The 13,990-nt window shown below is 32.6% G+C and carries 14 protein-coding genes; all 14 read left to right on the forward strand.

Annotated features, from left to right (window positions below):
* Positions 1-7 precede the first annotated feature (7 nt).
* The 14 genes from def to recG all read left to right on the forward strand — a co-directional run bounded on the left by def (position 8) and on the right by recG (position 13,896).
* The gene (gene def, locus BQ4446_RS04155; RefSeq protein ID WP_071026880.1) at positions 8-511 is read left to right on the forward strand and encodes a peptide deformylase; all 504 of its coding nucleotides are present in this window, start codon (positions 8-10) and stop codon (positions 509-511) included.
* Positions 508-1,431, forward strand: a complete 924-nt coding sequence (gene fmt, locus BQ4446_RS04160) for a methionyl-tRNA formyltransferase (RefSeq protein ID WP_071026881.1) — start codon at positions 508-510, stop codon at positions 1,429-1,431. Before def ends, fmt begins: the two co-directional genes overlap by 4 nt.
* A 4-nt stretch (positions 1,432-1,435) precedes the next feature.
* Positions 1,436-2,128 (forward strand): zinc metallopeptidase, encoded by a 693-nt coding sequence (locus tag BQ4446_RS04165; RefSeq protein ID WP_071026883.1) that lies wholly within the window; start codon positions 1,436-1,438, stop codon positions 2,126-2,128.
* On the forward strand, positions 2,128-3,417 hold the full coding sequence (rsmB, locus tag BQ4446_RS04170; protein ID WP_071026885.1) for a 16S rRNA (cytosine(967)-C(5))-methyltransferase RsmB: 1,290 nt from the start codon (positions 2,128-2,130) through the stop codon (positions 3,415-3,417). The genes BQ4446_RS04165 and rsmB overlap by 1 nt, the downstream gene beginning before the upstream one ends.
* 59 nt (positions 3,418-3,476) lie before the next feature.
* A complete protein-coding gene (gene rlmN, locus BQ4446_RS04175; protein WP_071026887.1) occupies positions 3,477-4,523 on the forward strand; it encodes a dual-specificity RNA methyltransferase RlmN in 1,047 nt (348 codons plus the stop codon).
* Complete coding sequence (locus BQ4446_RS04180) at positions 4,501-5,226, forward strand: Stp1/IreP family PP2C-type Ser/Thr phosphatase (RefSeq protein ID WP_071026889.1); 726 nt, start codon at positions 4,501-4,503, stop codon at positions 5,224-5,226. The genes rlmN and BQ4446_RS04180 overlap by 23 nt, the downstream gene beginning before the upstream one ends.
* A 7-nt stretch (positions 5,227-5,233) precedes the next feature.
* A complete protein-coding gene (gene pknB / locus BQ4446_RS04185) occupies positions 5,234-7,246 on the forward strand; it encodes a Stk1 family PASTA domain-containing Ser/Thr kinase (protein WP_071026891.1) in 2,013 nt (670 codons plus the stop codon).
* The gene (gene rsgA / locus BQ4446_RS04190; RefSeq protein ID WP_071026892.1) at positions 7,246-8,103 is read left to right on the forward strand and encodes a ribosome small subunit-dependent GTPase A; all 858 of its coding nucleotides are present in this window, start codon (positions 7,246-7,248) and stop codon (positions 8,101-8,103) included. The genes pknB and rsgA overlap by 1 nt, the downstream gene beginning before the upstream one ends.
* Positions 8,103-8,747: a ribulose-phosphate 3-epimerase gene (rpe, locus tag BQ4446_RS04195; protein WP_071026894.1), complete on the forward strand. Its 645-nt coding sequence runs from the start codon at positions 8,103-8,105 to the stop codon at positions 8,745-8,747. Before rsgA ends, rpe begins: the two co-directional genes overlap by 1 nt.
* The gene (locus BQ4446_RS04200) at positions 8,744-9,379 is read left to right on the forward strand and encodes a thiamine diphosphokinase (protein WP_071026896.1); all 636 of its coding nucleotides are present in this window, start codon (positions 8,744-8,746) and stop codon (positions 9,377-9,379) included. Before rpe ends, BQ4446_RS04200 begins: the two co-directional genes overlap by 4 nt.
* Before the next feature lie 98 nt (positions 9,380-9,477).
* Positions 9,478-9,669 carry a 50S ribosomal protein L28 gene (rpmB, locus tag BQ4446_RS04205; RefSeq protein ID WP_071026898.1) on the forward strand — a complete coding sequence of 64 codons (192 nt, stop codon included), beginning with the start codon at positions 9,478-9,480 and terminating at the stop codon, positions 9,667-9,669.
* A gap of 150 nt (positions 9,670-9,819) precedes the next feature.
* Positions 9,820-10,173 (forward strand): Asp23/Gls24 family envelope stress response protein, encoded by a 354-nt coding sequence (locus BQ4446_RS04210; RefSeq protein ID WP_071026900.1) that lies wholly within the window; start codon positions 9,820-9,822, stop codon positions 10,171-10,173.
* An 11-nt stretch (positions 10,174-10,184) separates the two neighbouring features.
* Positions 10,185-11,843 carry a DAK2 domain-containing protein gene (locus tag BQ4446_RS04215; protein WP_071026902.1) on the forward strand — a complete coding sequence of 553 codons (1,659 nt, stop codon included), beginning with the start codon at positions 10,185-10,187 and terminating at the stop codon, positions 11,841-11,843.
* A 43-nt stretch (positions 11,844-11,886) separates the two neighbouring features.
* On the forward strand, positions 11,887-13,896 hold the full coding sequence (gene recG, locus BQ4446_RS04220; protein ID WP_071026904.1) for an ATP-dependent DNA helicase RecG: 2,010 nt from the start codon (positions 11,887-11,889) through the stop codon (positions 13,894-13,896).
* The last annotated feature ends 94 nt before the right edge of the window (positions 13,897-13,990 follow it).

Consider the following 13,990-nt stretch of genomic DNA (forward strand, 5'->3'; position numbering starts at 1 on the left):
GAAAAAAATGGCTATAAGAATAATTAGAACTGATGACGATCCGATTCTTAGAAAAAAAGCTAAGGAAGTTGGCAATATAAATGACAGATTAAAAGTTTTAATTGACGATATGTTTGAAACTATGGATGCATCTTATGGAGTTGGCCTTGCTGCTCCTCAAGTTGGTATTTTAAAAAGAGTAATTACAATTGATGATAATGCGGAGGAAAACAATACTAGAATGTATATGATCAATCCTGTCATCACTAGAAAAGATGGTTCAGATGTGTGCAGGGAAGGATGTCTTTCAATTCCTGGAAAACAAGGAGATGTTGAAAGGGCAACTGATATTGACGTTAGCTATGAAAATTTAAATGGAGAAAAGTTAGAGATGAATGCCAAAGATTTTTTGGCAAGAATTATTCAGCACGAAATTGATCACTTAGACGGAATTTTATATACAGATAGAGCTTTGCAAATGTATAGGATTATTGACCAAGACGAAGATTTAGGCGAAGAAGAGGAAATATGAGATTTGTTTTTATGGGTACCCCGGAATTTTCCATTCCCCTTATGGAAAAATTAAATGAAATTGGCGATTTAAAACTTGTCGTTACACAAATTGATAAAAAGAGGGGAAGGGGCAAAAAATTAAGCCCAAGCCCCGTAAAAAAAAGAGCAGAAGAACTTGGCCTTGAAGTTTTTCAGCCAGAAAATATAAATGACGAGGCATCTATTGAAAAATTAAGGGAAATGAATGCTGATTTATTTGTAATTGCAGCTTACGGGCAAATTTTAAAAGAGGAAGTTTTAAATCTTCCCAAATACTATTCAGTTAATGCTCACGCTTCCCTACTCCCTCATTTAAGAGGGGCATCGCCAATAAATACTGCCATAATTAATGGGGATAGGGAAAGCGGAATTACTATTATGAAAATGGCAAAAGAACTTGATAAGGGAGATATGGCTTTAAAAGAAAAAGTTGAAATCGGCAAAAAAAATGCTGGAGAGTTGGAGGAAGAACTTGCAAAAGTTGCTACAAATTTAATGGAAAAATTTGTAAATGACCTTGAAGATGGATGTTTAAGATTTGAAAAGCAAGATGATGATAAGGCATCCTATGCAGGAAAGCTATCTAAAGAAGATTTTATAATTGATTTTTCAAAGTCTAGTGAGGAAATTTTATCATTAATTAGGGGTCTGGCACCTGATCTTGGAGCAAGGACAAAATATAAGGGTGAGCTTTTGAAAATTTTTGCAGGAGAAGAAGCTGATGTAAAAACTGCAGGAAGAGCTGGTCAAATTCTTGATTCAGATAAAAAACTTATAATAAAAACAGGAAATGGAGCAATTTCAGTAACAAGTCTTCAAATAGCTGGTAAAAAAACTATGGACATTAAATCTTTTCTACTAGGGAATAGTTTAGAAAAAAATATAATTTTAGGAGAGTAGATAAATGAATAACGTTTATGGTTATGGATTTTCATATTTATTTTATATTCTGCCGGGCATTATACTTGCCATATATGCTCAAGGAAAAATTTCTTCTGCTTATTCAAAATATCTTGATATAAGGACAAAAAGAAGAATAAGAGGCTATGATGCTGCGAGAATGATTTTAGATGCCAATGGCATGAGGGATGTAAGAATTGAAGAAATTCCAGGTAAGTTAACAGATAATTATGATCCAAGAGATAAAACTCTGCATCTTTCAAAAGATGTTTATCATGGAGATTCTCTTGCATCAGTTTCAATTGCGGCTCACGAAGTTGGCCACGCTATGCAGGATAATACAGATTATTTTCCCTTAAGATTTAGGGCAAGCCTTGTGCCTCTTGCAACAATTGGGACAAATTTTTCCTTTTATTTAATTGTTGCGGGCTTTTTCTTTTCATATTTTTTAACAAAACTTGGCATTGCTTTATTTTTCTTTGGAGTATTATTTCAAATAGTAACTCTTCCTGTAGAATTTAACGCATCAAATAGGGCAAAAATTGCCTTAGAAGAAGGCGGCTATTTAGATGAAAGTGAATTAAAGGGGACAAGAGAAGTTTTATCTGCAGCAGCTTTAACTTATATTGCCGCAACTTTAACGGCCCTTGGACAATTTTTAAGATTACTTGCCATATTCGGCAACAGGAGAGATTGATGAGAAATATTAGAGAAAAGGCACTTTTTATTATTGACTCTGTCTTTAATAAGGGTGCCTTTTTGGAAGAAGAACTAGATATTTTAAGGAAGAGCAAAATTAGTGATAGGGATTTTGCCTTTGTTAGGGAAATAAGCTCAGGAGTTATTAGAAATAGGTCCTACATTGATTATATAATAGAAAAAAATTCTTCCCTTAAAATAAAAAAAATTCATAAAATTATATTTATTATTCTGGAAATGGGAATTTATCAGATGTATTTTTTGGACAAGGTCCCAAATTATTCAACTATAAATGAATCTGTAAACCTTGCAAAAATTTATGGAAATAGGGGGTCCGCTTCCTTTGTAAATGGAATATTAAGAGCCATTAGCAGAAAGGAAAGGGAGAAAGTCACTATAAAAGATTCTATAGAAAATCTTTCGATATTTTATTCTCATCCTAAATTTTACACTGAACATTTCTATAAGAATTATGGAGAAGGTTTCACCAAAAAACTTTTAAAGGCCAATAATGAAATTCCGGATTTTGTTATTAGGGCAAACACCCTAAAAATTTCAAGAGAAGAACTTTTAAATAAATTATCCAATGAAGGATTTTCAGGTAAAAAAGGACTTTTTAAAGAGTCACTTGTAATTGAAAATCCAAGGGAGATTTTTAATTCGAGGGCCTTTAAGGCGGGGTATTTTTATGCTCAAGACCTTTCGTCTATAAGGGTATCCCAGCTATTAAATCCTAAAAAAAATTCAAAAATTTTAGACCTCTGTGCTTCCCCAGGTGGCAAGACCACCCACTTATCAGCTCTTATGGAAAATACTGGGGAAATTTTGGCCTGCGATTTAAATAAATTTAAAATAAAAGCCATTAGGGAAAATGCAGAAAGGCTGGGATCAAAAAATATAAAGACTATGGTTAATGATGCCAGCATTTTTAAGGAAAATTTTAAGGACTATTTTGACTATGTTCTTGTTGACGCTCCTTGTTCAGCCATAGGTCTTTATAGAAGAAAGCCTGACATAAAATGGAATAAAAGCTTAGAAGATATAAAAACTCTTGCAGGAGTCCAAAAGAAAATATTAAATAATGCAGGATCTTATGTAAAAAAGGGCGGAGCCATCATTTATTCTACATGCTCTTTAAGTTTTGAAGAAAATGAAGAAGTTGTAAAGGAATTTTTAAAGACAAAGGATTTTGAAATAGATAAAATAGAGGGCAAGGAAATTTTTAGACTCTATCCCTTTGAAGGATGCGATGGATTTTCCATTACAAGATTAATAAGGAAGGCTTAATTTTTTTAAAATTTTGTCTTCACCAGGCCTTTTGTTATAATACTTAAATAGGTGAGAAAATGGAATTAAATGGAGTTTATTTAGATGAACTTAGGGATTTTTTTGTAAAAAATGGAGAGAAGGCTTTTAGGGCAAACCAGCTTTTTACCTTTTTCCATAAAAATGGAAGATGGGATGTGGATAATTCTAATTTATCTAAAAAAGCCTTAGAAATAATTAAAGTCCAGAAAATATCTAAGACAGAGATTTTAAAAGTTTTAGAATCCAAAGTCGATGAAACAAAAAAATTTTTATTTGAGCTTGACGATGCAAATATTGTTGAAGGCGTTTTAATGAAGTATAATTATGGATATAGTCAGTGCATTTCAACGCAAGTTGGATGTAGAATGGGCTGTAAGTTTTGTGCTTCAACAAAGGCGGGCCTTTTAAGAAATTTAAGTCCAGGCGAGATGCTTGGTCAGGTTTATGCCGCAGAAAATTATTATAAGATAAAGGTTAAAAATTTTATCTTAATGGGTTCGGGTGAACCTATGGATAATTTTGAAAATGTTATTAAATTTTTAAAAATCCTCCATGATGAAAGAGGTCATAATACGTCTTACAGAAATATAACTATTTCTACTTGCGGAGTGGTAAGCGAAATTTATAAATTGTCAGAACTAGATATGCCAATAAATCTTGCCATTTCTCTTCATGAAACAAATGATTTAGATAGGTCTGCAATTATGCCTATAAATAATAGATATAATTTAGATGACTTGTCAAAGGCTTTAGATTATTATATATCTAAGACCAATAACAGAATTACTTTTGAATATACCTTAATAAAGGGGAAAAATGATTCTGAAAAAAATGTGAGAGAATTAAAAAATAGATTTTCACATCTTCTATGCCATATAAATCTTATTCCTCTCAATCCTATTGATGAATATGATGAAAAAAGGCCGAGCAGAGAAGATATAAATAAATTTAAAAAGCTTTTAGAAGAAGCATCTTTTAATGTAACTATTAGGAGGGAATTGGGTCCAGATATTGATGGATCCTGCGGACAATTAAGAGCTAAGTTGTTAAGAGGTGATTTAAATGGTTGTTGTAGGAGCAACTAATGTTGGTAAACACAGGACCAATAATGAGGATTCTTATTTTATAGATGAGAATAAAAATTTTTTTATTTTAGCTGACGGGATGGGCGGCCACTTGGCAGGAGAAACTGCCTCCCAAATGGCAACGCAAATTATAAGCGATAATTTATACAAATTTAAGGAAAATCCCCCTAAGTCTGATATAATAGAAGAAATAAGAAAATCAATTATTGATGCTAATTTGGAAATATTTAATAAGTCAAAAGACTTTGAAGAATACAGGGGCATGGGAACGACCTTAACTTTTGCTTACATTAATAATGGACATGTAATTTATGCAAATATAGGAGATTCAAGACTTTATAAAATTGATATAGAAAAAAAGGAAATCAAACAAATTACAAAAGATGATTCCTATGTCAATTATCTAATTGAAATCGGCGAAATTACAGAAGATGAAGCAAAAATCCATCCAAAAAAAAATGTCCTGACAAAGGCCCTTGGCACTAGCCCGAAAATAGATTTTTCTATCGATGAAATGAATCTTGAAAAGGGAGAGATACTTCTTCTATGTTCAGATGGCCTTACAAATATGGTCGATAATAAAGATATTTTAAGAATAGTTAAAGAAAAGGAGCCGCACAAAGCTCATGAAGAACTTATTAATGAGGCTTTAAAAAATGGCGGCATAGATAATGTTACTTTGATTTTGATATATAATGAGTAGGTGTTTTATGATTAGTAAAGTTTTTGGAAATAGATATGAAATTTTAGAAAAAATTGGCACCGGCGGAATGGGTAATGTTTATAAGGCTCATGACTCTAGGCTAGATAGAATTGTAGCCATAAAAGTTTTAAAGCTGGAGTATAATGACGACAATAATTTTATTAGAAAATTTAAAAGAGAATCTTTGGCGGCAGCAAGTATTTCTCATCCCAACATTGTTAGCATTTATGATGTGGGTTCAGAAACAATTGATGGTGATGTTGTCCATTATATTGTTATGGAATATATTGACGGAAAAACCTTAAAGGAATTAATAAATGAGGAGGGCAGACTTTCTGAAAAAAGAGCCTTAAATTATGCTCTTCAAATTGCAGAGGCTTTAAAAACCGCTCACTCAAAACATATTGTCCATAGGGATATAAAATCTCAAAACATTATGGTAACCAAAGATGATAGAGTAAAAGTTACAGATTTTGGAATTGCAAGAGTTGCTGACAACACAACTGTTACTGCAACAAATGCTGTTATGGGAAGCGTACATTATTTTTCACCAGAGCAGGCAAGAGGAGCAAAAGTTGATAACAGAAGTGATATTTATTCTATGGGAATAGTCTTATATGAAATGTTAACAGGAACTCTTCCCTTTGATGCAGATAATCCAGTTTCCATTGCTCTAATGCAGGTACAAACAAATATGCCAAGACCTTCAGATAAGGTTAAAAGTTTGTCATCGGCCGTTGATGATTTAGTTTTAAAAATGACAAGGAAAGATCCTAATAAAAGATATTCAGATGTCTACGAATTAATTAAGGACATTAAATCAGTTTCAATTAATGGAAGGGTTCAAAGTCCATATTCTTCTTATCAAAAAGAAGACAGTGATGCAACAAGCGTGATTGAACCAGGAATCTTTATGCCTTCAAAGGATAATGCTTATAATTCTTATAACAATAGAAGTAAACCAAGGCCTGAAAGGGATGTTCCCAAAAAGCCCTCTAAGAAAAATTCAGCTGCTCCTGCAATTCTAGGAATCTTTTGTGCAATTATCATTGTATTTTTGCTTGCAAAAGTTGCCCCAAAAGCTATTGCTGGAATCCATAGTAATGAAGAAGTAGAACAAGTTGAAGTAGTTAATGTTGTAGGCTCATCAAAGGGCGAAGCGGAAGCTAAACTTGACAGCCAAGGCCTAAAATTTTCAATTTCAACTAGCGAAGATCCAACAAAAAAATCTCAAGAAGTTTTATCTCAAGATCCAGCTGCCGGAACTGTTGTTGATAAGGGAACCACAGTTAGTCTTGTAATAAATTCAATCCCTGATGATGTAGAAGTTCCAAATTTAAAAAATTATACCTTGGAACTTGCTGAAGAAAAGTTAAATAATTCAGGTTTAAAAGTTGGAGAAGTTGAAAATGAATTTAATGAAGAAATAGAAGCCGAAAAAATTATTTATACAGAACCAGCTGCTGGAGAAAGAGTGGCAAGAGGCATGGAGATAAAATTATTTATTTCAAAGGGAATTGACGAAAGTCCAGTTGTCTACAATTCATCCTTTAGAGGAATGGATCCAAAAGCTCCCAAGGAACAGCTTGAAAAGCTTGGTCTTGTAGTGGAATTAAAAGAAGGCTATTCAGGAGAAGTAAATAAGGGAGAAATTTATAAAATTGATCCAAAACCAGGAACAGAACTTGCAAAGGGTTCAACAGTAACTTTTTATATTTCCAAGGGTCCTGAAACGGGAGATATTATTGATGATGGCTCAGATTCTGAAAGTGAAAATGAAAATACGGGCAAATCTGATGTTTCAACTTACACCTACACCTTAAAAGTTCCTGATGATGGAAAAACTCACAATGTTAAGGCTTATAGAGTTGTGAACTCCAGAGGAGAAGAAGTTTCAGAAGGTCCTGTTTGGGATTACAATAGGGATCCAGGAACAACAGATAAAATTGAATTAATTGGCAAGGGAACCTATGAAATTTACCTTGATGACCAATATGTAACAAGAGAAGTAGTGAAATAATGAAGGGAAAAATTATTAAGCTGACAGGTGGTTTTTACTATATAAAATCAGGAGATGAAATTATAGAAACAAGAGCCAAGGGAGCCTTTAGATATTTAAATGAAAGTCCTATAGTCGGCGATAATGTAGAATTTCAATATGATAATAAAAGTCTGGGATATATTCAAAAGATATATCCCAGAAAAAATATACTCACAAGGCCCAAGGTTTCAAATGTTGATCTTGCCCTAATTGTCGTACCCTTAAAAAATCCAGACTACAATTTAACTCTTATTGATAAAATGATTGCTCAAGTTGAAAACTCGAGCATAGAAATTTTTATTGTTGTCAACAAGTCTGATTTAAATTTTGAAGAGGCAAAAAAAATAAAAGAAATTTATGAAAGGGCAGGTTTTAAAAGTCTTGAAATTTCTGCCACAGAATATTTAAATATGGAGCTTTTAAAGGAAAAATTAAAAAATAAAACTACAGCCCTTTGCGGAGTGAGTGGGAGTGGAAAGTCAACAATTTCTTCCTATATCCTAAATAGGGAAATTGTGTGTGGAGAGGTTTCCAAAAAAAATGGAAGGGGAAGGCACACCACAAGGCACACGGAATTGTTATTTAATGAAGACTATTATATTTTTGACACACCAGGCTTTTCTTCCCTCGATCTCAATATAAAGTCTGAAGATTTGGTCCATTATTTTAGAGAATTTGAAAAGTATTTAGGGGGTTGTAAATTTAATAATTGCAAGCACTTAAATGAACCAGGTTGCCAAATTAAGGAAAAAGTTAAGGAGGGGGAAATCCCCCAAAGCCGCTATGAAAATTATAAATACTTATATGAAGAATTAAAATCAAAGGAGGAATATTAATGCTTTCACCATCAATTTTATCAGCAGATTTTACTGATATAAAGAAAGATTTTAAGATAATGGAAGAGGGAGGATGCGATTTTATCCATGTGGACATTATGGACGGAAATTATGTCCCAAACATTTCTTTTGGCCCTTCAATTGTGGGTCAATTTAGAAAACTTACAGAAATCCCCTTTGACACCCACTTAATGATTGAAAGACCAGAAAATTATGTTGAAGAATTTGCAAAAGCTGGGTCAAATATTTTAACTATCCATCCACAGACAACAAAGCACTTGGATAGAACCTTAAATTTAATTAAGGCCCATGGAATGAAATGCGGCGTGGCTTTAAATCCAAGCGATGATTTAAGCGGCCTTAAATATATTTTAAAGGATTTATATTTAGTTTTAATTATGAGCGTAAACCCAGGCTTTGGAGGTCAATCCTTTATTCCATCTGCCCTTAAAAAAATTAAGGACCTAAGAAAAATTATTGATGAAAATTCCTATGAAACCTTAATTGAAGTTGACGGAGGAGTAAAACTTGAAAATGCCAAGGAAGTCCTTGATGCAGGAGCTGACATTTTAGTTTCAGGCTCAGGAGTTTTTAAGGGAGATGCAGCCAAAAATATAAAAAAATTTAAAGAGCTTATGAAATGAAAAAGGCTTTAATTGTAGCGGGCGGTTCTCCTATTTCCAAAGAAAATTTAAGCCCCTATTTCAACAGATATATTGTGGCTGCCGATAGGGGAACGGATATGTTAAAAGAATATGGCATAAGACCAGATTTAATAATTGGCGATATGGATTCTGTTTCAAAAGAAGGGGAAAAATTTATTGAAGAAGAAAATATTAAAAGAGAAATTTTCCCATACAAAAAAAATTTAACGGATACGGAAATTTGCCTTGAAAAATTAATTAAATGTGGATTTAAAGATATAGTCCTTGTAAATACTAGAGGGACAAGGTTTGACCATGAACTTGCATCAGTTTTTCTTCTCCAAAAACTCTATAAGAAAAATATTAATGGAAAAATTATTGACAACAACAATGAGATTTTTTATAGGGAAAGAGGGACCTATAATTTTTCAAAGGATGACAAAAAATATATTTCCATCATTTCCTTAAGTCATGAAAGTATTTTTTCAACAGAAGGCATGGCCTATGAGGTTAAAAGGATTTCAATTTTCAGGGAAAATCCAGGCCTTGGCGTTTCTAATGAAATAATAAAAGAAAGAGCAAGTATAAAAATTCACAGGGGAAAAGTTTTTATAATAAAAAGTAAGGACTGAATTTTTGAAATTTTAATATGTAAAAAATTATTTGCAAAAGCATGAAATTTTTGGTAAAATAAGTAAACGTGTAAAAGATAAATTTTAGGAGGTGTGATATGTCAAAGAAGTGTGAAATTTGCGGTAAGCAAAAAGTTTTTGGAAATAAAATTTCCTTCTCTCACTCTCGCAGCAATAGAAGCTGGGCTCCTAATATAAGAAGAGTCAGAGCTGTTGTCAACGGTTCTACAAAGAGGATTAATGTTTGTACAAGATGTTTGAGATCAGGAAAAGTTGAACGTGCAATTTAAAAGGGATCGGCGAGGTCCTTTTTTGCTATATAAAAATAATTTTTAAGTCCTAAATTTTAGGACTTTTTTTAATGACCCCTGCAAATTATAAAATATTTTTAAAGTTGGAAACTTTCTGTTATAATAATAGCAGTACAAGGAGGTGCCCATATGCCGGCAATTATAAATACTGAGTTAGGAAATATTGTTATAGATAATAATGTAATAGCTAATATTGCGGGGATTTCCGCCATGGAAAGCTATGGTATTGTTGGAATGGCATCTAAAAATGCTACTGACGGTATTTTTGAACTTTTAAAATTTGAAAATCTTTCTAAGGGAATTAAAGTTAACACTGAAAATAATGAAATAAATATAGAACTTCATGTGATTTTAGAATATGGAGTAAAAATTTCCGTTGTTGGAGAGAATATTATTGAAAGAGTAAAATTTAATATTGAAAATTTAACAGGTTTAAATATTGATAATATTGAAGTTCTAGTTGAGGGAATTAGACTTAAGTAGTGGAGGTTAAATTGGAAACTAAGATTATAGATGGAAAGCTATTAAGGGAAATTTTTGTAGGTGCAGTTAATCATCTTATTTCAAAAAAGGAAGAGATTAATGCCCTAAATGTTTTTCCCGTTCCTGATGGAGATACGGGAACTAATATGTCTTTAACAGGTAAATCAGCTTTAAAACAAATTGAAGGGCTTAAGGGAAATTTAACTACTGGAGATGTTGCCAAGGCAGCTGCAAGGGGTGCTCTTATGGGGGCAAGAGGAAATTCCGGAGTCATTCTTTCACAATTTTTAAGAGGATTTTCAGAATCCTTAGAAGGATCAGAAAGCACAAATATTTCTCAAATTGCTCAAGCCTTTAAAAAGGCATCTGAAACAACTTATAAGGCAGTAATGAAACCAGTTGAAGGAACAATTTTAACCGTTGGTAGAGAAACAGCTGATTATGCCTTAAAAATATATAAAAAATTTAATATTTTTGAAGATTTTTTATTAGAAACTATTAAATATGCAAATATTTCTTTAGATAAGACTCCTGAAAAACTCCCCACTCTTAAGGAAGCAGGCGTTGTAGATGCAGGAGGCAAGGGACTTGTAACCCTACTTGAAGGGGCTCTTTTAGTTTTAAAGGGAGAAGAAATTTTAAATCTTATAGATGATGATGTCCTAAAACAAAAAAAGCAAAAGGATATTAATTTTGGCGAGGCTGATCTTTCTTTAAAATATGGTTATTGCACAGAATTTGTCATTCAAACAGACAGTGAAGAAGTAGAAGAATTTAGATCTAAACTTGCTCCTCTTGGGGACTGTCTTTTAGTTGTCGGCGGTGGCGGAAGCGGAATTATTAAAGTTCATGTTCACACAAATCACCCGGGCAAGGCTCTTGAATATGCCTGCGAACTTGGCCTTCTTCAAGATATAAAAATTGACAATATGAGATTTCAACACAGGGAAATTTTATTTAAGGAAGAGGAAGTTCAAAGGGCAAAGAAAAAGGAAGAAGAAAAAAGAGCTCCAAAGGAAAATGGCTTTGTTGTCGTTTCAATGGGAGAGGGAATTTCAGAACTTTTTAAATCCTTAGGTTGTGATTATGTAGTAAATGGCGGCCAAACAATGAATCCTTCAACAGAAGATCTTTTAAAGGGAGCAAATGAAGTAAATGCCAATAATATTTTCATTCTTCCAAATAATTCTAATATTATTTTAGCGGCAGAAACTGCAAGGGACCTTTCAGAAAAAAATATTTTTGTAATCCCATCAAAATCTGTGCCAGGAGGTGTTGCAGCAATGCTTGCCTTTAATGACTCAAAGGATGGAAAAGAAAATGAAAGGGAAATGACAGAGGCCTTAAAAACTGTTGTTGATGCTCAGGTAACCTATGCTGTTAGAGATACTGTAATTGGTGAAAAGGAAGTTAAAAAAGGAGATTTTATTGGCCTTTCCCACAAAAATTTATTGGCAGCAGGAACTGATTTAGAAGGCGTGGTATTTGAATTAATAGAAAATTTAATGGATGATGAAAAAACTCTGCTTACCCTTTATTATGGTGAAGACGTTAAGAAGGAAGATGCAGAAAATATGTCATCACAACTTGAAGAAAAATATCCCAATATGGACATAGAATTAATTAAGGGTGATCAACCCATTTACTATTATTTAATATCACTTGATTAAAAATTTAAGGAGCTTTCGGGCTCCTTTTTTGAAGGTGAAAAAAATGAAAATAAATGATTCAATAGAAATTTTAAAGGGGGTTGGACCAAAAACTCTGAAACTTTTAAATAATCTTGGAATTTTTACAATAGAAGATTTGCTTTACCACTATCCTAACAGATATGAAGATTCTTCAAAAATATTGAAATTAAATGAAGGAGTTCCTGGCGAAAAGGGAACCTTTAGATGTAGGATTTTAAAAAATACTCAAGACAGAAGAATAAGAAAGGGCCTATACATATCAACTTTTTTAATTGAAGATGAAACGGCTAGGGCAAGCCTGACTTTTTTTAACAATAGATTTATTGGAAAATCCATTCATTATGGCGAAGAATACTTAGTTTATGGAAGATTTGAAAGATTTAAGGGTCTAATTCAAATAAGCTCCCCTGAAATTGAAAGGCTTTCTGAAATAAAAAATATAGGGAGAATTAGGGCAATCTATCCCCTTACTCAGGGAATTAATAATAATCTCTTGGAAAAACTTTTTGCCCAAGTTTTACCCCTGAATTTATTTGAAAATAAGCTTCCAAAAGATCTTAGGGAAAAGTACGGACTTATGGAAAAAAATATGGCAATTGAAAATATTCACAGACCATCCAATAGAAAAGCCTATATAAGAGCCAGAAATACCTTAATTTATGAAGAATTATTTTTCTTTGAACTTTCAATTTTGCAGCTTAAAAATAATAATATAAAAGATTCTGGCATAAAATTTGAAATTCACGATGAAGTTTTTGACCTTATAAAAAATCTTCCCTTTAAATTAACAAGTGGTCAAGAAAAAGTTTTAGATGAAATTTTTAAGGACATGGAAGAAGGGAAGGCAGTAAATAGGCTTTTACAAGGAGATGTTGGAAGTGGAAAGACAATTGTAACAGTAATTCTTTCTTACATAGCGAAATTAAATGGCTATCAAAGTGCAATAATGGCCCCAACAGAAATTTTAGCTAGCCAGCATTTCCAATCCTTTAGGTCTTTACTTGAAAGCCGTGGAGTCCACGTTCGTCTATTAGTGGGCTCAACTCCACCAAAGATTAAGGAAGAAATATTAAATGCTTTAAAAAATGGCCTTATTGATATTTTAATTGGCACCCATGCAATTATTGAAGAAAATGTCGAATTTTTTAATCTAGGTCTTAATGTAATTGACGAGCAGCACAGATTTGGAGTTATTCAAAGGAAAAAGCTACAAGAAAAAAACAGATCTGCCGCCAATATTGTTATGAGCGCAACGCCAATTCCAAGAAGTTTATCCCTAATTTTATATGCTGATCTTGACCTTTCAGTTATTGACACCATGCCCATGGGCAGAAAAAAAATAAAAACTCTCTCTATAAATTCAAGTCAGGAAAAAGATGCCTTAAATTTTATAGGTCAAGAACTAAAAAATGGCAGACAAGCCTATGTTATTTGCTCTTTAATTGAAGAAAATGAAAATTTAGAAAATCTTGAAGCGGTGGAAGATGTATATGAAAAATTAAAATCTTTTTATAAGGATTTTAACGTTGCCCTCCTTCACGGCAGGCTAACAGGTCAGGAAAAAAACCAAGTCATGGAAGACTTTAAAGAAAATAAAATACAGCTTATTGTTTCCACAACAGTTATTGAAGTTGGCATAAATGTTGCAAATGCAAGTGTAATTATGGTCTATAATGCTGAGAGATTTGGCCTGGCAACCCTTCATCAGTTAAGGGGGAGAGTTGGAAGAGGATCATATCAAAGTTACTGCATTTTATATAACAAGTCAAAAACTGAAATCTCTTGGCAGAGAATGAAAATTTTAACAGATTCTCAAGACGGATTTTATATAGCAAATAAAGATATGGAATTAAGAGGTTTTGGCGATATTTTAGGGACAAGACAGTCAGGGCTTCCAAATTTAAGACTTGCAAACCCCTTAAGGAATATAAATATTTTAAAATATGCCCACGAGGATGCAGGAAAATATTTAGATGAAAACAATAACACAATAAATATTTTTAAAAATGAATCCAAAAAACTAAATCTATAAATTTCAGAAAATTTACAGAAAATATAAGTCTTTAATTAATAAATTAAGATAAGTAATAAAAAAAGTAATTTTAGCCACTTGTCAGCGACTTGTG

The organism is Peptoniphilus raoultii (assembly GCF_900099555.1).
GTDB classification, from domain to species: domain Bacteria; phylum Bacillota; class Clostridia; order Tissierellales; family Peptoniphilaceae; genus Peptoniphilus_A; species Peptoniphilus_A raoultii.

Excerpts from the sequence above, each read along its gene's own strand:
- def (WP_071026880.1), top strand. The coding sequence starts at position 8 with ATGGCTATAAGAATAATTAGAACTGATGACGATCCGATTCTTAGAAAA.
- fmt (WP_071026881.1), top strand. The coding sequence starts at position 508 with ATGAGATTTGTTTTTATGGGTACCCCGGAATTTTCCATTCCCCTTATG.
- BQ4446_RS04165 (WP_071026883.1), top strand. The coding sequence starts at position 1,436 with ATGAATAACGTTTATGGTTATGGATTTTCATATTTATTTTATATTCTG.
- rsmB (WP_071026885.1), top strand. The coding sequence starts at position 2,128 with ATGAGAAATATTAGAGAAAAGGCACTTTTTATTATTGACTCTGTCTTT.
- rlmN (WP_071026887.1), top strand. The coding sequence starts at position 3,477 with ATGGAATTAAATGGAGTTTATTTAGATGAACTTAGGGATTTTTTTGTA.
- BQ4446_RS04180 (WP_071026889.1), top strand. The coding sequence starts at position 4,501 with ATGGTTGTTGTAGGAGCAACTAATGTTGGTAAACACAGGACCAATAAT.
- pknB (WP_071026891.1), top strand. The coding sequence starts at position 5,234 with ATGATTAGTAAAGTTTTTGGAAATAGATATGAAATTTTAGAAAAAATT.
- rsgA (WP_071026892.1), top strand. The coding sequence starts at position 7,246 with ATGAAGGGAAAAATTATTAAGCTGACAGGTGGTTTTTACTATATAAAA.
- rpe (WP_071026894.1), top strand. The coding sequence starts at position 8,103 with ATGCTTTCACCATCAATTTTATCAGCAGATTTTACTGATATAAAGAAA.
- BQ4446_RS04200 (WP_071026896.1), top strand. The coding sequence starts at position 8,744 with ATGAAAAAGGCTTTAATTGTAGCGGGCGGTTCTCCTATTTCCAAAGAA.
- rpmB (WP_071026898.1), top strand. The coding sequence starts at position 9,478 with ATGTCAAAGAAGTGTGAAATTTGCGGTAAGCAAAAAGTTTTTGGAAAT.
- BQ4446_RS04210 (WP_071026900.1), top strand. The coding sequence starts at position 9,820 with ATGCCGGCAATTATAAATACTGAGTTAGGAAATATTGTTATAGATAAT.
- recG (WP_071026904.1), top strand. The coding sequence starts at position 11,887 with ATGAAAATAAATGATTCAATAGAAATTTTAAAGGGGGTTGGACCAAAA.